This is a genomic window from Micromonospora globbae (genome assembly GCF_003610785.1).
GTDB classification, from domain to species: domain Bacteria; phylum Actinomycetota; class Actinomycetes; order Mycobacteriales; family Micromonosporaceae; genus Micromonospora; species Micromonospora globbae.
The window spans coordinates 185633-202294 of the sequence record NZ_RAQQ01000007.1; the positions used below are offsets into that span (position 1 = coordinate 185633).

Sequence of the window (16662 nt, forward strand, 5' to 3'; positions counted from 1 at the left end):
AGGTAAATTTCGGCTTGTGGGACACAGTATGAGCGGTGTCGGCGTTCTCGACAAGGCGGTGGTCATCCTCGCCGCCTGCGTCGACGGCGCCAGCCTGGCCGAACTCGTTGAACGCACGAAGCTGCCCCGGGCCACGGCGCACCGGCTGGCCCAGGCCCTGGAGATCCACCGGATGCTGGTACGCGACACGCAGGGCCGCTGGCGCCCCGGGCCACGGCTCGGCGAGCTCGCCAACGCGGCGCCGGACGTCCTGCTGACCGCCGCGGAGCCGCTGCTGGCCGCGCTGCGCGACGCCACCGGCGAGAGCGCCCAGCTCTACCTGCGCCGCGCGGACGAGCGGATCTGCGTGGCCGCCGCGGAGCGGGCCAGCGGGCTCCGGGACACGGTCCCGGTCGGGTCGGTCCTGCCGATGACGGCCGGGTCCGCGGCGCAGATCCTCCTCGCCTGGGAGCCGCCGGAGGCGGTCATGCCGCTGCTGCCGCGGTCCAAGTTCACCGGCCGCACCCTCGCCGAGGTGCGCCGGCGCGGCTGGGCGCAGAGCGTGGCCGAGCGGGAGGCCGGTGTGGCGAGCGTCTCGGCGCCGATCCGGGACCGGACCGGCCGGGTGATCGCGGCGATCAGCATCTCCGGGCCGATCGAGCGCCTGGGCCGCCGTCCGGGCGAGCGGCACGCCATGGCCGTCGTCCGCGCCGGTCAACGCCTGAGCGGCCTCTGACCGGCTCCCGGGCGCTCACCCGACCCGCGTGATCATGAGGTTGACGGGCGGTTCGATCTCCCCGGGCCCCGCCAACCTCATGATCACCGGGAGCGGGGACGGGAGCGGGGACGGGCGCGGAGGGGACGGACGGGGACGGCCCGCCTCGCGTGGCGAGGCGGGCCGTTCCGCAGGTGTAGCCCCGACCGGATTCGAACCGGCGCTACCGCCTTGAGAGGGCGGCGTCCTGGGCCGCTAGACGACGGGGCCAGGCACGTTCCGTGCTCCACCGCCCTGCCGGACGGCGCCCGCTGAGTCTAGCGGCGCCCGTGGGCGGGGTGTGAACCGGGTCCGGGTGGGTAGACCCGGCAAAAGGAGAACGGCCCGCCTCACCGAAGCGAGACGGGCCGCGAATGTAGCCCCGACCGGATTCGAACCGGCGCTACCGCCTTGAGAGGGCGGCGTCCTGGGCCGCTAGACGACGGGGCCAGAACCTTCTTCCCTCACCGCTCCTGCGAGCGGCGCCGCTGAACCCTACCAGAACGCCGCCCGACCCCTTCACGGGGCCGATGCGGCCTTCTGACAAGAGTCAGCGACCGACATTCTCACGAACACCGGCTGCTGGGGTACCAGGACTCGAACCTAGACTAACTGAGCCAGAATCAGTCGGGCTGCCAATTACCCCATACCCCAATGGCCCCTTGCGGCGCCGGGAATGAACTTTACCCTCCCGCCGCCGACAGGCCAAATCCAACCCCACGAACCCCAGGTGACCAGGGGTTCCGCGGCGTCGGAGCCCGGATCAGGCGACCGGCACCACCGGGTTGGTGAGCTCGCCGATCCCCTCGATCCGCACGCTCACCGTATCCCCGTCGGTGAGGGGACTAACCCCCGCCGGCGTGCCCGTCAGCACGACGTCGCCGGGGAGCAGCGTCATCACGTGTGAGATGTACGACACGAGCGCCGGCACGTCGAAGACCATGTCCCGCGTACGGCCGAGCTGCCGCACCTCCAGCGCGTCCGGGTCCGGGCCGACCTCGCAGCGGATCTCGAGATCCGACACGTCCAGGCCCGTGGTGATCCACGGCCCGAGCGGGCAGAACGAGTCGAAGCCCTTCGCCCGGGTCCACTGGCCGTCGGAGCGCTGCAGATCCCGGGCCGTCACGTCGTTGGCACAGGTGTAGCCGAAGATGGCCCGCTCGGCGGCGGCCCGGTCGGCACGGCGCGCCCCCGGCGCGCCGATCACCACGGCCAGCTCCGCCTCGTGCTCGACCTGCTTCGAGAAGATCGGCAGCCGGATCGCGTCGCGGGGCCCGATCACCGAGGTCGACGGCTTGAGGAAGAGCAGGGGTTCCTTCGGCACCTCGCTGCCGTGCTCGGCGGCGTGCTCGGCGTAGTTGCGGCCGACACACACCACCTTGCTCGGCAGGATCGGCGAGAGCAGCCGTACGTCGGAGAGCGCCCAACGGGCGCCGGTGAACGATATCTGGCCGAACGGGTGCCCCTCGATCTCGGCGACGGTCAGGCCCTGCGGCCCGGCCTCCGGCTCGCCCTCGACGACCCCGAACGACATTCCCTTGGCATGAGCGAAACGAGCGATACGCACCACGCAAATCTAGCCCCGCCGCCGGGCGATCCCGGTACGGCGGGCGGTGCGCGCCGAGCTGCCACGGCATGGCACGCAGCCTGCCCGGGTGGTGACGTCGGGACGCGCAGCCTACGCGAACGACCGCTGCAGGGGGCGGGTTTCGCCACTTCATACCCGCACGACGTGTCCCCGCCCCTAGCGTCGGCTCCGGAGGTTCGTTCGCATGCCTGCATCGACACGACACCACAAGGCCCTCGCGGTGTTCGTCCACTGCCTCGGTCTCCTCGCCGCCGTGCCGGCCCTGCCCGCGGTGGCTCCCGACCCGGCGGCCGCACGGCCCAGACCGGCCGCGGTGGCACAGCCCACACCCTCGGACCCGGCCTCGGACCGGCCGAGCATGCCCTCGGCGCCGCCGGCGGTGCCCACGCCCACCCGGGCGATGCCGCCGCCACCCCGGCCACCGGTCACCGTGGCGGTGGCCCCGGCGCCCACGCCGGCACCGGCGTACCGGATCCACGTCCGCAACACCGGCAACACCGCCGTGGACACGACGGTCCGGCAGGAACTGCCGCCCGGGGCCGCCCCCTCGCTCGTCACCGCCGGCGGCCGGACCAGCCGGATCGCCGGCCACGACGCCAGCGAGGTCACCTGGCGGCTGAAGCTGCCGGCCCGCAGCGTCACGACCCTGAACACCTCGCTCGCGGCGGCCCCGACGGGCCAGGCGGTGACGGCGCCCGCCTGCGCGTTCACCAGCGACGGCAACCGGCCGTACGACTGTGCCACCGCCACCTGGAACGCGGCGGCCCCGGCCGCGAAGCCGGCCGCGACCCCGCCGTGGCGCCGGACCCCGGTGCTGATCGGCGTGGCGGCGGCGGTCGTGGTTCTCGCCGCGGTGACCGCCTGGTTGTTGTGGCGGCGACGGCGCCGCCCGGTCGCGGCCGCCCTCGCCGACCGTGGCCGTCCCGTCGTCGACCCCCGCCAGGGCCGCGGCACCGTCTACCCGCGTCCGGCGGCGCCCCGGTCGGCGGCGCGGCGGCGCACCCCGCCGGTCTGGTTGCTGGTCTCGGGCGCGGCGGCGGTGGTCGTGGGCGTGGTCGGCGTGGCCGGTTGGACGGCCACCCGCCAGGTCACCTCCGTCGACACCGACAGCCGCCCCACGAGTGGCGCCTGGCACGGGACCAGCGCGTCCGGGGTCGTCGGCGTGCCGCTGCGGGAGTCGGCCTTCGAGTTCACCGTCTACCGGATGGCCTGCTCCCCGGCCGGCGCCGCGTCCCGTCGCCAGTGCCAGGCCACCGTCGGGGTGCGCAACCTCACGGCGGAGCACCAGGCCTGGCACGGCGAGTTGCAACGGGCGTACCTGCCGGGCGGCCGGTGGGTAACCACCGACGTGCCGGCCACCCAGATGGCCAACCTGGGACGGGACGTCTTCGCCCAGCCGCTCGCCGCCGGCAGCCGGACGGTCCTGCCGCTGGTCTTCACCGTCGACGGCCGGGAGCCGCCGGAGCAGTTGGAGCTGCGCAGCGGCGTGTTCTCGGCCGGCGTGCGGGTGGACGTGCCCTGACCGGCCCACGGGCGGCGGTCGTACGCTGGGTCGGTGACCGCCGCCCTCGCCCCCGTCGCCGTGCTCGACGCGGCGGACTGGCGGCGGCGGCGTCGCGCCCACGAGGAACGGGTCGACGCCTGGCTCGGCCCGCACCTGGCCCGGCGGCGCCGGGGCGAGAAGCACCCGGTCGAGGACTTCCTCTTCACGTACTACTCGCACCGTCCCGCCCAGCTGCGCCGCTGGCATCCGGGCGCGGGGGTCGAGCTGCGCGACGCCGACCCGGCCGAGTTCGGCCGCGACTACCGGCCCGTCGCCGCCGGGGTCATGCTCGACACCGCCGCCGTACGCGCGCGGCGCGCGGAGTCGATCCGGTGGATCCGTACGCTGCTCGCGGCGACCGCCGGCCGCCAGCCGCACCTCGGCTGCTTCGGGATGCACGAGTGGGCCATGGTCTACCGGCAGACCCAGGCGGAGGTGCGGCACAACGCGTGGCCGCTGCGGCTCAGCCCGGAGGAGACCGCCCGGACGGTCGAGGCGAACCGGATCCGGTGCAGCCACTTCGACGCGTACCGGTTCTTCACGGCCCCGGCCCGGCCGCTGAACCTGCTCAACCCGACCCGGGAGACCCAGCACGCGCACGAGCAGCCGGGCTGCCTGCACGCGAACATGGACCTCTACAAGTGGGCGTACAAGCTCTCGCCGCTGGTCCCCAGCGAGCTGGTGGCGGACTGCTTCGAGCTGGCGAGGGAGATCCGCACGCTCGACATGCGCGCCTCCCCGTACGACCTGTCCGCCCTGGGCTACCCGCCGGTGCGGGTGGAGACGGTCGAGGGCCGGCACGAGTACGTGCAGGCGCAACGGTCGTTCGCCGAGCGCGCCGCACCCCTGCGGGCCCGGCTGGTCGACGAGTGCGACCGGCTCCTCAGGTGACCGCGGGCCGGGGACCGGCGCGACGGTGCGCTCAGCCGGCCGGGCGGGTACGCAGGCCGTCGATCAGCAGCGCGACCACGGCGGCCATGTCGTCCTCCAGGCCCGGCTCGGTCCACTCGCTGACGTGCGCGGGGTGGTGGAACCGCGCGGTGGCCTGGAGCACCGCGCGGCCGACGAGCGCCGGGTCGGCGGCGGTGAACTCCCCGGCGGCCACCCCGTCGGCCACGATCACCGCGAGCTGACCGGCCAGCACCTCGAGGTGGGTGGCCACCACGTCCTCGAGCTGCGCCGCGAGCCGCTGGAAGTTGTCGAACAGCTCCGGGTCCTCGCGGGCGATCCGGCGCTTGGACCGGCTCAGTTCGCGCAGCCACCGGCGCAGCCGGTCGGCGGCCGTGCCCTCGCCGGTGGCGATCTCGACCAGCGGTGTGGAGACCCGGGCCAGCCACCGTTCCGCGACCGCGGCCCGTAGTGCGGCCTTGCTCGGGAAGTGCCGGTACACGCTGCCGTGGCTGACGCCGAGCGCCCGTGCCACGTCCAGCACGGTGGCCTTCGCCGGGCCGAAGCGGCGCAGCACCTCCTCGGCGGTGTCCAGGATGCGCTCGGCGGAGAGGGTGCCCGGGTCGGTGCTCATCACCCCAGCCTCCCCGATGGGGCACCGCGCGTCACGGCGACCCCCACCGGCCCGGCCGGGACGGGCGCCGGTGGGCCCGTCCCGGCCCGGTGGGACGCCGGTGGGCCCGTCCCGGCCGGGCCGGGTGGGGCGCCGGCGCGGGCGAAGACCAGCGCGATCCCCCGGGCCGGCGCGGCGCGGCGACCCGCCACCCGGTCATGGCCGCTCGCTGTCCAGGATCGCCATGTGCGCCGCGTCGTAGCGGGTGCCGGCGACCGCGTCGGCGGGCACCGCGGCTTCGATGGCGGCCAGGTCGGCCTCGGTCAGGTCGACCCGGGCCGCGCCGAGGGCCTCGGTGAGGCGGTCCCGCCGGCGGGCGCCGATCAGCGGCACCACGTCGACGCCTCGGCCGAGCACCCAGGCGATGGCGATCTGGGCCACCGTGACGCCGCGCGCCTCCGCGATCGTCCGCAGCTGCTCCACGAGGGCGAGGTTGCGGTCCAGGTTCTCCCCGGTGAACCGGGGCAGGTGGGTACGGAAGTCGGTCGGCGCGGTCGTACGCTGCGCCGACCAGTGCCCGCTGATCAGGCCCCGGGAGAGCACCCCGTACGCGGTCACGCCGACGCCCAGCTCGCGGGCGACCGGGAGGATCTCGCTCTCGATGCCGCGCGAGATCAGCGAGTACTCGATCTGCAGGTCCGAGATCGGGTGCACCTTGTGCGCGCGGCGCAGGGTCTCCGCGCCGACCTCGGAGAGGCCGACGTGGCGGACGTACCCGGCGGTGACCAGCTCGCCGAGCGTCCCGACGACGTCCTCGACGGGCACGTCGGAGTGGATCCGGGACGGCCGGTAGATGTCCACGTGGTCGGTGCCCAGGCGGCGCAGCGTGTACGCGAGGAAGTTCTTGATCGCGGCCGGGCGCACGTCGGAGCCGAGCCAGCCGCCCTCCGGGTCGCGCAGCGAGCCGAACTTGACGCTGATGACCACGTCGTCCCGGTTCCGGCCGCGCAGCGCGTCACGGAGCAGCATCTCGTTGTGCCCCATGCCGTAGAAGTCGCCCGTGTCGAGCAGGGTCACGCCGGCGTCCAGCGCCGCGTGGATGGTGGCGATGCTCTCGGCCTCGTCGGCGGCGCCGTAGAGGTCGGACATGCCCATCAGCCCGAGCCCGAGGGCGGAGACGGTCGGGCCGGTGCTGCCGAGCTTGCGAGTGTCCATGGCTGTCCTCTCACCGTGGTTGACGGTATGGAGACTACAGCCGTCAGATGACAGACTCCAAATTCTGTCACTCGCAGGCGGCCGGACCCCCTGACGCTCACCGGTCAGGAGGTGTTACTCGCCGTCGACGCGACGGTCGCGCTTGCGCTGGGACTGGCGCTTCTTCTCGGCCAGCCGCCGCTCCTTGGCGCCGCGGGACGGGCGGGTCGGGCGACGCGGCGGGGGTGGCGGGGCCACGGCCTCCCGCAGCAGCGCCGCGAGCCGCTCCCGCGCGGCCTCCCGGTTGGCCAACTGGGCCCGGTGCTCGCTCGCCGTGACGGTCACGACGCCGTCGACCAGGCGGTTGGCGAGCCGGTCCAACGCCCGGGCACGCAGGGACTCGGGCACGCTCGGCGAGCCGGCCAGGTCGAAACTCAGCTCGACCCGCGTGTCGGCGGTGTTGACCCCCTGGCCGCCGGGGCCCGACGACCGGGAGAAACGTTCCCGAAGCTCGGCCGCGGGGACGACCCACCGGTCGGTCACCCGCATCTCGCCATCCACACCCCGAGGCTAACGCCCCGGACGCTCGCTCGAGGTCACCGACGGACTCGGCGCCGGGCCGGCCGTCTCCTCGTCGGGGCCCACCGCCGCGTACGCGACCGCACCGATCAGCAGCAGGGCGATCACACCGACCTTGGTGGTGACCGCCCGGATCAGCAGCCAGGCCGTCCGGCGGGCGACCGGCACGGTCTTCTTCGCCGCCTGGTAGTCGGCCCAACCACGCCGCGCACGCGTGTACGCCGAGCCCACACCACACCCGATGAGCAGGCCCGCCAGCAGGAGGACCGCGATGAGAGGACGCTCCACCCACGCCAGTATCCATACTCACCGTAATATTTCCATGGCCCGATGGTCCCGGGCCGGATATCCGACAACAGGACGGCTTCCCACCAGCCCGTATCCGCCGGTGCCGGGACTCACCCGCCCTTGCCGATGATGGTGTCGGCCGTCTGCTGCACCTGCTCGATCGGGATGGCGAACCCGATGCCGATCGACCCGTTGCCGTCGATCGTGGCGATGGCCGTGTTCACCCCGACGACCTCGCCCCGCGCGTTGACGAGCGGACCACCGGAGTTGCCCGGATTGATCGAGGCGTCGGTCTGCACGGCCGTGTGCCGGTTGGCGCCCAGCCGCACCTGCCGGTTGAGCGCGCTGACGATCCCGGCCGTGACCGTGCCCGCGAGCCCCAGCGGCGAGCCGACCGCCAGCACCGGCTCGCCGACCCGGGTGGAGTTCGGTTTGGCCAGGGGCAGCGCGGACAGGCCCGCGTCCGGCGGCACCTTGAGCACCGCCAGGTCGCTGCGCGCCTCCCGGCCGACGACCTCGGCCGCGTAGCGCCGGCCGTCGGGAAGCTCGACGGTGACGGACCCGTCGCCGCCCTTCGCGAGGATGTGGTCGTTGGTGATGATGTGCTGCTCGTTGTCGATCGCGAACCCGGAGCCGCTGGCCCCCGTCCGTCCGCCGCCACCGACCAGCACCGACACCACCCCGGGCACGGTCCGCTCGGCGGCCGTGACCAGCTCCGCGGGCACCGGCGCGGCCGAGGCGGCCGTCTCCCCTGGCGCGCCGTCGCGGCTGGCCACCCAGCCGCCGGCCGCGGCGCCGGAGGCGGTCGACAGCAGCACCACCCCCAGCGCGGCCAGCAACCGGCCACGCCAGCGCGGGCCACTCTCCCGTCCCGATCCGGGCCCGTCCCACCGCGTCCGCCCGTCCGGGTCGAGTTCGGGCGAGACGAACCAGGGACCGCGGGGCTCGCCCAGTCCGGTCTGCACTGCCATGCGTACTCCTCACGTCGGTGTCCTGCGGCCCGCCCCGGTCCGCCGGGCGTCAGGGCAGGCGGGAGAACCAGCGCATCGAGCCGGCCGCCGCACCCATCGCGAGCACCAGCCCGAGACCGATGAAGCGGGCCGAGACGTCCTGCCGTTCGGTGCGGTAGCCGACCGAGGTGCCGATGTCGTCGTAGACCGCGCGCAGCTCGTCGGCGGTGGTGGCCTCGTGGAACATCCCGCCCGTCTCCTCGGCGACCGCCAGGAGGGTCTGCCCGTCCACGGGCACCTGGATCGGCCGCCCGCCCCGGTCCACGAACCCGTTCGGCGTCCCGAAGGAGATCGTGTGGACCGGCACCTTCGCGGCCACCGCCTCCGCGGCGGCCTCCATCGGGTCCAGCCCCGAGGTGTTCGCCCCGTCGGAGAGCAGCACGATCCGGGCCGGTGGCGGCTCCGTCGCCGCCTGGCTGTCGAGGCCCTTCACGGCGCCGAGCGAGGTGTTGATCGCCTCACCGATGGCGGTGCCCTGCACACCGGTGACCCCCTCGGCAAGCCGGTTGATCCCCTCGTGCAGCGCCTCCCGGTCGGTGCCGGGCGGCACCAGCACCGCCGCGCTGCCGGCGAACGCCACCAACCCCACGTTGAACTCGTCGGGCAGCCCGTCCACGAAGCGCTGCGCCGCGCCCTTGGCCGCGGCGAGCCGGTCCGGGTCGACGTCGGTCGCGAGCATCGAGGTCGACACGTCCACGGCCACCATCACGGTGGCCCGTTCCCGGGGCACCCGCACCTCGGCCGTGGGACGAGCGAAGCCGACCACCAGCAGCGCCAGCATGGCCAGGAAGAGCCCGGCGGGCACGTGCCGGCGCCACGCCGGACGCTCCGGCGCGATCCGGTCGAGCAGGCGCAGGTTGGTGAAGCGGACGGCGTACCGGCTGCGTCGCCGCTGCACGAGCAGGTAGCCCACGGCCAGCGCGAGGACTCCGAGCAGCAGCCACAGCCGGCCCGGCGACAACCAGGTCACGCGCCACCTCCCCGCACCGGACGCCCGGCGGGAAGCGCCGCGAGACGACGCTGGGCCTGCACGTGCCGCGCGATGTCGGCGCACCAGTCGCGGTCGGTACGCAGGGACAGGTGCGTCGCGCCGCTGCGCCGCAACGCCTGTCGTACCTGGTCACGCTGGCTGGCCGCGGCCGCCGCGTAGCGCTCCCGCAGCCGGCGGTCGGACGTGCAGACCTCCCGGCGGCGTCCGGTCTCCGGGTCCACCAGCGTGACCAGTCCGACGTCGGGCAGCTCCAGCTCGCGCGGGTCGGTCACCTCGACGGCGAGCACCTGGTGCCGGGCGGCCAGCCGCCGCAGGGTCCGTTCCCAGGGCGGTGGGCGGTCGGGATCCTCCGGCAGCCCGTCGAGGAAGTCGCTGACCACGACGACGAGGCCCCGCCGGGTGGCCACGCGCTGCACGCCGGCCAGCGCGTCGGCCAGGTCCGGCGGCGTGGGCGGCCGGTCGTACCCGCCGGCGCGCGGCGCCCCCAGCAGGGCCCGGAGCATGCCCAGGAGGTGGGTCCGGCCGCTCTGGGCGGGAAACCGGCGCAGCCCCGCCGGCGTGAGCAGCAGGGCGCCGAGACGGTTGCCCACGCCCGCCGTAAGGAAGCCGACGGCCGCCACGGCCGCCACGGACAGCTCGCGCTTGTCCAGTTCCGCCGTGCCGAACTCCATGCTGGGGCTCGCGTCGACCAGCAGCCAGGTGGTCAGCTCCCGGTCGGCGTCGACCTCGCGGACGTGCGGCACCGCCGTGCGGGCGGTGACCGCCCAGTCCATCCGGCGCACCTCGTCCTCCCCCGGCCGGTACTCGCGGCTGCCGGACGGTTCGCTGCCCGGGCCGGGCAGCAGGCCGCGGTACTGGCCGTGCAGCAGCCCGTCCAGCCGCCGGGTGACGGTCAGCTCCAGCCGCCGCAGCCGCTGGTCCGGGGCGAGGTCGGCGAGGCCCGGATCGGCCTGCGGCGCCACGGCGGTCCTGCCGGTGCGCCTCATGCCGCCGCCAGGTCCGACGCCTGTTCCGGCTGCGCCGCCAACCGGGGCGGGGGCACCGCCTCGACGAGCCGCCGCACCACCGACTCGGCCGTGACGCCGTCGGCCACCGCGTCGAACGTGAGCACCAGGCGGTGCGACAACACGTCTCCGGCCAGGTCACGGATGTCCTCGGGCAGCACGTACTCCCGGCCGCGCAGCAGCGCCTGGGCCCGGGCGGCGGCCACCAGCCCGAGGGTGGCGCGCGGGCTGGCGCCGTACGCGAGCATCGGGGCGATCTCGGACAGCCCGAACCGTCCCGGGTCGCGGGTGGCCAGGATGAGCCGGACCACGTACTCGGCGAGGGCGTGGTGGACGAACACGCGCTCGGCGCGGGACTGCAGCTCCCGCAGCCGTTCCGGGTCGAGCACCTGTCTCGGGCTGGGCCGGTCGGTGCTCATCCGGTAGAGGATGGCCAGTTCCTCGGAGTCGGTCGGGTAGTCGACCACCACCTTGAGCAGGAACCGGTCCCGCTGCGCCTCCGGCAGCTGGTAGACCCCCTCCGACTCGATGGGGTTCTGGGTCGCCAGCACCAGGAACGGCGACGGGACGGGGTAGCTCCGGCCGCCGATGGAGACCTGCCGTTCGGCCATGGCCTCCAGCAGGGCGGACTGCACCTTCGCCGGGGCGCGGTTGATCTCGTCGGCGAGCACCAGGTTGGCCATCACCGGCCCCAGTTCGATGTCGAAGCTCTCCTGGGAGGCGCGGTAGATGCGGGTGCCGACGATGTCCGACGGGACCAGGTCGGGCGTGAACTGGATACGGGAGAAGGAGCCACCGACCACGGTGGCGAGGGTCTGCGCGGCCAGCGTCTTGGCCACGCCGGGCACCCCCTCCAGGAGGCAGTGTCCGTCGGCGAGGAGGGCGACGAGCAGGCGCTCGACGAGCCGATCCTGCCCGACGATCACGCGTTTGACCTCGGAGAGGGTCTGTTCCAGCTCGGCGGTTGTCGGTTCGGCTTCGACCGGGCTGGGCACGCTGGCCAGGGTGTCCGAGATGTCCGTCACGGTGCTTGCTTCCCGAGGCGGCCGTACGACAAACGTCGGATTATCGGCGCCGGAGGGGCCCTTTCCCTCCGGATCGGGACGACGCGCCCGGACGGTGGACGACGGCCCGGGGCGGTACGAGCGGCGCAGACCGGTTGTACCGGGGACACGACGCGGCCCCCGCGAGGTGCGCGGGGGCCGTCGCCGTTGCCCGTCAGTACCGGTGGACGACCAGGTGGAACGGCAGGTCCACGGGGGTGCCGGCGGAGTTGCGGGTCTGCACGAACACGGCGTTGGGCGTGCTGAGCCGCGGGGCCACGGAGATCTCACCGGCCGGCGGGACGCAGCAGGAGTCCGGCCGGCCGATGGTCGCCACGAACACGGCGGCGGTGACCGTGTAGCTGTACTGGATCTCGTACTGGCCGGGGCCGTACTTGATGACGGTGCCGGTGCCGCGCGCCTTGGTGCCGTTGGCGTTGACGACCGTGCCCGCGTTGGTGGCCGCCAGCGTGGTGGCGTCGGCCTTGAGGGCGGCCCGCGCCGAACGGGCCGACTCCGCCGTCACCGGCGGCTGCGAGTTGGTGGCGCGCGCCGCCGGCTGGGCGACGTCGGGCGCCTTCGCCGACGGCTGGGCGATGGCGACCCCGCCCCCGGCGAGCGTGAGCCCGAGGACGGCGAACGCGACCGCGGCCGCCTTGCGTCGGAATGGTGTGGACATGGCAGGTCCCCCTTGTGTGACCGTGCGAATTCGGCCGACCCGCACCGGCGGGACGGATGACAGCCGTTCTCCTCGCCGGACACCCCGGTTACAAATCGCCGAGAAATGGGACCACGCGCACCGTCAACATCCATTTCCCGCCGATCTACACCCCTGTTGAGCAGCTATTACTACTCACAGTGGCGGAGCGCCGACCAGGTGGAACGTAGCACCGCAAAAAGCTGGGCGTCAATAGCGGCGTCGAGTCGAAAAACTGTCCGCAGACCGGCCGCGTCAATTGTGAGAAGTGAACGGGTGAGCATTCACAAAATTGTTCCGCCGCCGTTCGCGCCCCCCGTGCGGCACGGCGCGGGGATATCGTCCCGGGATGATCGAGCATGTCGCGCGACCGCGGGCCGGCACCCGGTGGCGCAGGGCCGCGGGTGCGCTCTGCTGGCTCGCGGCGGCCTCCACCGCCGCCTGGGCCGTACTGCGTCTCGCGGGCCTGGACCGTGGGCCGCTGGTGCAGGCGCTCGCCTTCACGCCGTACGTCGCGGCCTGGAGCCCGGTGCCCCTGGTGCTGGCGCTCGCCCTGCGGCGCCGCTGGCCCGCGCTGCTCGCGGCGGTGGCCTCGGTGGCGCTGCTCGGCGTCGTGGCGCCCCGGGCGATCGCCTCGACGCCGCCCCGCGTCAGCGGCCCCACCGTCCGGCTACTCACCGCCAACCTGCTCGCCGGCGCCGCCGACCCGGGCTCCCTCGTCGACCTGGTCCGGCGGCACCGGGTCGACGTGCTCGCCGTGCAGGAGTTCACACCCCGGGCGCAGGCCGAACTCGACCGGCTCGGTCTCGCCACGCTGCTGCCGTACCGGCAGCTCAACCCGCTCGACGGCACACCCGGGTCGGGCCTCTACGCACGCTTCCCGATCGGCGACGCCGGCGTGCGCACCCATCGCGGGGCGTGGGGCTTCACCCAGGCGTACGGCACCGTGACCGTCCCCGGCGCGCCGGCGGTACGCGTCGAGTCCGCCCATCCGGCCGCCCCGTACGCGCTGGACCAGACCGGCCACTGGCGGGCCGACCTGGCCGCGCAGCCGCCGGCCACGCCGGACGGGGCGCTGCGGATCCTGGCCGGCGACTTCAACGCCACCCTCGACCATGGCCCGCTGCGCGCCCTGCTCCGCACCGGCTACGTCGACGCGGCCGACGCCACCGGGCAGGGGCTGGTCGGCACCTGGGGACCGTACGACGGCGATCCCATCCCTCCGGTCACCATCGACCACGTCCTGGTCGACCGCCGGATCGCGGCCCGCGCCGTCGACGTGCTCCGCCTTCCCGGCTCCGACCACCGCCCCGTCCTCGCGACGCTCACCCTGCCGGCCGGTTGAGCGGCCCGCGGGGTCAGACCTTCGTGCGGGCGAGCCCGTAGGTGAGGGCGTCCACGAGGGCGTGCCAGCTCGCCTCGACCACGTTCGGGTGCACGCCGACGGTCGTCCAGTCGCGACCGCCGCCGTCGACGGTCTCCAGCAGCACCCGGGTGACCGCGCCGGTGCCGCTGCTGCCCTCCAGGATCCGCACCTTGTAGTCGGCGAGTTCGAAGTCACGCAGCTCCGGGTAGTGCCGCACGAGCCCCATCCGCAGTGCCTCGTCCAGGGCGTTGACCGGGCCGTTCCCCTCGGCGGTGGCGATGACCCGCTCACCCCGGACACGGATCTTGACGGTCGCCTCGGACACCACGGCGCCGTCCTCCCGGTGCTCGACGATCACCCGGTACGACTCCAGCGCGAACGGACGGGCCGGAGCGCCCTCCGGCAGCTCGGAGCGGACGAGCAGCTCGAAGGAGGCGTCGGCCGCCTCGAACGACCAGCCACCCGCCTCCAGCTCCTTGACCCGCTTGGTGACCCGGGACAGGGTCTCCGGATGGCCGGCCAGGTCCAGCCCGAGCTCGCGACTCTTGAGCTCGACACTGGCCCGGCCGGCCATCTCGGTCACCAGGATCCGCATGTCGTTGCCCACCACCGACGGGTCCACGTGGTTGTAGAGCAACGGGTCGACCTTGATCGCGCTCGCGTGCAACCCCGCCTTGTGGGCGAAGGCCGCGGCCCCGACGTACGCCTGGTGGGTGTCGGGGGCGATGTTGGCGATCTCGGCGATGGCGTGCGAGACCCGCACCATCTGTTCCAGGCAGCCCTCGGGTAGGACGGGCAGCCCGAGCTTGAGTTGGAGGTTGGCGACCACCGCGAAGACGTCGGCGTTGCCGGGCCGTTCGCCGTAACCGTTCGCGGTGCCCTGCACGTGCCGGACGCCGGCCTCCACGGCCGCGATCGTGTTGGCCACCGCGCAGGCGGTGTCGTTCTGGCAGTGGATGCCGAGCCGTTCGGGCGCGACGCCGAGGCGGGCGGTCAGGTCGGTGATGGCCGCGGTGACCTGGGACGGCAGCATGCCGCCGTTGGTGTCGCAGAGCACCATCACCTCGGCGCCGGCGGCCAGCGCGGTCTCCACCACCGCGGCCCCGTACGCGGGATCGTGCCGGTAGCCGTCGAAGAAGTGCTCGCCGTCGACGAAGACCCGGCGCCCCTCGGCCACCAGGTACGTCACGGTGTCGTGGATCATCGCGAGGTTCTCGGCGGCGGTGGTGCGCAGCGCCCGCTCGACGTGCCGCAGGTCGGCCTTGGCGACCAGGGCGACGGCCGGGGTCTCCGCGTCGAGCAGGGCGCGGACCTGCGGGTCGTCGGCGACCGCGACGCCGGCCCGGCGGGTGGCGCCGAACGCGACCAGCAGCGCGTGCCGCAGGTCCAGCTCGGTCCGCGCCCGCCGGAAGAACTCGGTGTCCTTCGGCACCGCGCCCGGCCAGCCGCCCTCGATGAACCCGACGCCGAACTCGTCGAGCAGGCGGGCCACGGCCAGTTTGTCGACCACCGAGTAGGTGAGCCCTTCCCGCTGGGCGCCGTCGCGCAGCGTCGTGTCGTACACCTGGAACCTCATCGCATGCCTCTCTCTGGGACGGGGTGCGGGAACGGGTGGGTCGGGGCCGCGACCGGACGGCGCCGCCGGGAGCAACAAAAAGACCCCCCGCGGATGCGGGAGGTCTGCGCGCTCGGCGGAGAGGAAGCCGGCGCGCTAGCTGCCAAGAATCAGGGCGGTGCTGGTCACGATCGCTACTCTGCCACCGCCCCGCTGGTTTTGGGAGGCAGAATCCACATCTCGGGACGGCTCACGGAGAGTCGCCTACCGCGGATGCCCCCAACCTCGCGGAAAACACCCGTTTGGTGATCGACTTCACAGATCACCCGGCCGCCGGCCAGCGCGAACACGGCTGAGGAAATATCTGGAACTGATCCAGTTATCCGGCCTCGTGCCGTCGTCAAGGAGGACCCTTGCTCACTGTCGGTGACCGCTTCCCCGAGTACGAACTCACCGCCTGCGTCTCGCTGGACGCGGAGAAGGCGTTCGAGACGATCACCCACAAGTCCCACGAGGGCAAGTGGCGGGTCGTCTTCTTCTGGCCGAAGGACTTCACGTTCATCTGCCCCACCGAGATCGCCGAGTTCGGTCGCCTCAACGGCGAGTTCGCCGACCGGGACGCGCAGGTGCTCGGCGTCTCGGTGGACAACGAGTACGTCCACTACGCCTGGCGCAAGGACCACCCGGACCTGCGCGAGCTGCCCTTCCCGATGCTGAGCGACATCAAGCGCGAGCTGACCAGCGCCTGCGGCGTGCTCGGCGCCGACGGCGTCGCGCAGCGGGCGACCTTCATCGTCGACCCGGACAACGAGATCCAGTTCGCGATGGTGACCGCCGGCTCCGTGGGCCGCAACGTCTCCGAGGTGCTGCGGGTGCTCGACGCGCTCCAGACCGACGAGCTCTGCCCGTGCAACTGGAACAAGGGCGGCGCGACGCTCGACGCCACCGCGCTGCTGGCCGCGGCCGGAGCCTGACGTGGGTCTCGACGCGATCAAGGCGGGACTGCCCGAGTACGCCAAGGACATCCGGCTCAACCTCGGCTCGACGATCGGCACCTCGACGCTCAAGCCCGAGCAGGCGTGGGGCACGGCCCTCGCCTGCGCGGTGGCGGCCCGCAACCCCGTGGTGCTCAGGGAGATCGCCGACGAGGCGGCCGGTCACCTGACCCCGGAGGCGGTCGAGGCGGCCAAGGGCGCGGCCACGATCATGGCGATGAACAACGTCTACTACCGGGCCAAGCACCTGATCGGCGACGAGGAGTACCAGTCGATCCCGGCCCGGCTGCGGATGCAGATCATCGCGCGCCCGGGTGTGGAGAAGGCCGACTTCGAGCTCTGGTGCCTCGCCGTCTCCGCCATCACGGGATGCGGCGTGTGCCTGGAGTCGCACGAGAAGACCCTCCGCGCGGCCGGCTTCAGCCGCGAGCAGGTCCACGAGGGGCTCCGCATCGCCGCCGTGGTGCACGCCGCCGCGGTCGCGCACGACGCCGAGGCCGCGCTGGCCTGAGCGCCGCCCGCAGGGGGCCGGCCGGTCGCACCGGCCGGCCCCTCTTCGTCGTACGCGGGTGTAG

At 73.7% G+C, this 16662-nt stretch carries 17 protein-coding genes and 3 tRNA genes; 6 read left to right on the top strand and 14 right to left on the bottom strand.

The features are described 5' to 3' along the window. Positions 1 to 28 precede the first annotated feature (28 nt). Positions 29 to 715, top strand: a complete 687-nt coding sequence (locus tag D7I43_RS12065) for an IclR family transcriptional regulator (RefSeq protein WP_013284529.1) — start codon at positions 29 to 31, stop codon at positions 713 to 715. A gap of 176 nt (positions 716 to 891) precedes the next feature. Here D7I43_RS12065 and D7I43_RS12070 read toward each other — a convergent pair. The 4 genes from D7I43_RS12070 to D7I43_RS12085 form a co-directional block, all read right to left on the bottom strand. Further along, positions 892 to 964: transfer RNA gene (locus D7I43_RS12070), tRNA-Glu, on the bottom strand. Positions 965 to 1110: 146 nt separating this feature from the next. Further along, a tRNA-Glu gene (locus D7I43_RS12075) sits at positions 1111 to 1183 on the bottom strand. A 132-nt stretch (positions 1184 to 1315) separates the two neighbouring features. Continuing rightward, positions 1316 to 1387 (bottom strand) — tRNA-Gln (locus tag D7I43_RS12080). Positions 1388 to 1496: 109 nt separating this feature from the next. Then, entirely contained in the window at positions 1497 to 2300 is an 804-nt protein-coding gene (locus tag D7I43_RS12085; RefSeq protein ID WP_120328653.1) for a fumarylacetoacetate hydrolase family protein, read from the bottom strand. 205 nt (positions 2301 to 2505) lie between these two features. Here D7I43_RS12085 and D7I43_RS12090 point away from each other — a divergent pair, with 205 nt between their 5' ends. Both D7I43_RS12090 and D7I43_RS12095 read left to right on the top strand, forming a co-directional pair. Next, positions 2506 to 3843, top strand: coding sequence for a hypothetical protein (locus tag D7I43_RS12090; RefSeq protein ID WP_120328550.1), 1338 nt, complete (start codon positions 2506 to 2508; stop codon positions 3841 to 3843). A gap of 33 nt (positions 3844 to 3876) precedes the next feature. Next, complete coding sequence (locus tag D7I43_RS12095; protein WP_120328551.1) at positions 3877 to 4755, top strand: 3-methyladenine DNA glycosylase; 879 nt, start codon at positions 3877 to 3879, stop codon at positions 4753 to 4755. 31 nt (positions 4756 to 4786) lie between these two features. Here the strand turns inward: D7I43_RS12095 and D7I43_RS12100 are convergent, their stop codons facing one another. From D7I43_RS12100 to D7I43_RS12140, 9 genes are all read right to left on the bottom strand, one after another. After that, entirely contained in the window at positions 4787 to 5386 is a 600-nt protein-coding gene (locus D7I43_RS12100; RefSeq protein WP_120328552.1) for a TetR/AcrR family transcriptional regulator, read from the bottom strand. A 195-nt stretch (positions 5387 to 5581) separates the two neighbouring features. Further along, the gene (locus tag D7I43_RS12105; RefSeq protein ID WP_120328553.1) at positions 5582 to 6580 is read right to left on the bottom strand and encodes an aldo/keto reductase; all 999 of its coding nucleotides are present in this window, start codon (positions 6578 to 6580) and stop codon (positions 5582 to 5584) included. 114 nt (positions 6581 to 6694) lie between these two features. Continuing rightward, on the bottom strand, positions 6695 to 7120 hold the full coding sequence (gene arfB / locus D7I43_RS12110) for an alternative ribosome rescue aminoacyl-tRNA hydrolase ArfB (RefSeq protein ID WP_120328554.1): 426 nt from the start codon (positions 7118 to 7120) through the stop codon (positions 6695 to 6697). A 9-nt stretch (positions 7121 to 7129) separates the two neighbouring features. Further along, positions 7130 to 7426, bottom strand: coding sequence for a hypothetical protein (locus D7I43_RS12115; protein WP_120328555.1), 297 nt, complete (start codon positions 7424 to 7426; stop codon positions 7130 to 7132). A gap of 110 nt (positions 7427 to 7536) precedes the next feature. Further along, complete coding sequence (locus tag D7I43_RS12120) at positions 7537 to 8397, bottom strand: S1C family serine protease (protein ID WP_120328556.1); 861 nt, start codon at positions 8395 to 8397, stop codon at positions 7537 to 7539. A 49-nt stretch (positions 8398 to 8446) separates the two neighbouring features. After that, positions 8447 to 9406: a VWA domain-containing protein gene (locus D7I43_RS12125; protein ID WP_120328557.1), complete on the bottom strand. Its 960-nt coding sequence runs from the start codon at positions 9404 to 9406 to the stop codon at positions 8447 to 8449. Next, positions 9403 to 10413 (bottom strand): DUF58 domain-containing protein, encoded by a 1011-nt coding sequence (locus D7I43_RS12130; protein ID WP_120328558.1) that lies wholly within the window; start codon positions 10411 to 10413, stop codon positions 9403 to 9405. Before D7I43_RS12130 ends, D7I43_RS12125 begins: the two co-directional genes overlap by 4 nt. After that, positions 10410 to 11456 carry an AAA family ATPase gene (locus tag D7I43_RS12135; RefSeq protein ID WP_120328559.1) on the bottom strand — a complete coding sequence of 349 codons (1047 nt, stop codon included), beginning with the start codon at positions 11454 to 11456 and terminating at the stop codon, positions 10410 to 10412. Before D7I43_RS12135 ends, D7I43_RS12130 begins: the two co-directional genes overlap by 4 nt. Before the next feature lie 193 nt (positions 11457 to 11649). Next, the gene (locus D7I43_RS12140) at positions 11650 to 12153 is read right to left on the bottom strand and encodes a hypothetical protein (RefSeq protein WP_120328560.1); all 504 of its coding nucleotides are present in this window, start codon (positions 12151 to 12153) and stop codon (positions 11650 to 11652) included. A 367-nt stretch (positions 12154 to 12520) separates the two neighbouring features. Here D7I43_RS12140 and D7I43_RS12145 point away from each other — a divergent pair, with 367 nt between their 5' ends. After that, positions 12521 to 13516 carry an endonuclease/exonuclease/phosphatase family protein gene (locus D7I43_RS12145; protein WP_120328561.1) on the top strand — a complete coding sequence of 332 codons (996 nt, stop codon included), beginning with the start codon at positions 12521 to 12523 and terminating at the stop codon, positions 13514 to 13516. Between the two features lie 13 nt (positions 13517 to 13529). Here D7I43_RS12145 and cimA read toward each other — a convergent pair whose 3' ends face one another. After that, positions 13530 to 15113, bottom strand: a complete 1584-nt coding sequence (cimA, locus tag D7I43_RS12150; RefSeq protein ID WP_120328562.1) for a citramalate synthase — start codon at positions 15111 to 15113, stop codon at positions 13530 to 13532. A gap of 392 nt (positions 15114 to 15505) precedes the next feature. Here cimA and D7I43_RS12155 point away from each other — a divergent pair, with 392 nt between their 5' ends. Beyond that, complete coding sequence (locus tag D7I43_RS12155; RefSeq protein WP_120328563.1) at positions 15506 to 16066, top strand: peroxiredoxin; 561 nt, start codon at positions 15506 to 15508, stop codon at positions 16064 to 16066. A 1-nt stretch (position 16067) separates the two neighbouring features. After that, positions 16068 to 16598, top strand: coding sequence for an alkylhydroperoxidase, AhpD family (gene ahpD, locus D7I43_RS12160; protein WP_120328564.1), 531 nt, complete (start codon positions 16068 to 16070; stop codon positions 16596 to 16598). Positions 16599 to 16662 lie beyond the last annotated feature (64 nt).

Bases quoted from the DNA above. Each gene is read 5' to 3' on its own strand.
- D7I43_RS12145 (WP_120328561.1), top strand. From the start codon at position 12,521: ATGATCGAGCATGTCGCGCGACCGCGGGCCGGCACCCGGTGGCGCAGG.
- D7I43_RS12090 (WP_120328550.1), top strand. From the start codon at position 2,506: ATGCCTGCATCGACACGACACCACAAGGCCCTCGCGGTGTTCGTCCAC.
- cimA (WP_120328562.1), bottom strand. From the start codon at position 15,113: ATGAGGTTCCAGGTGTACGACACGACGCTGCGCGACGGCGCCCAGCGG.
- D7I43_RS12120 (WP_120328556.1), bottom strand. From the start codon at position 8,397: ATGGCAGTGCAGACCGGACTGGGCGAGCCCCGCGGTCCCTGGTTCGTC.
- D7I43_RS12100 (WP_120328552.1), bottom strand. From the start codon at position 5,386: ATGAGCACCGACCCGGGCACCCTCTCCGCCGAGCGCATCCTGGACACC.
- D7I43_RS12130 (WP_120328558.1), bottom strand. From the start codon at position 10,413: ATGAGGCGCACCGGCAGGACCGCCGTGGCGCCGCAGGCCGATCCGGGC.
- D7I43_RS12065 (WP_013284529.1), top strand. From the start codon at position 29: ATGAGCGGTGTCGGCGTTCTCGACAAGGCGGTGGTCATCCTCGCCGCC.
- D7I43_RS12105 (WP_120328553.1), bottom strand. From the start codon at position 6,580: ATGGACACTCGCAAGCTCGGCAGCACCGGCCCGACCGTCTCCGCCCTC.
- D7I43_RS12140 (WP_120328560.1), bottom strand. From the start codon at position 12,153: ATGTCCACACCATTCCGACGCAAGGCGGCCGCGGTCGCGTTCGCCGTC.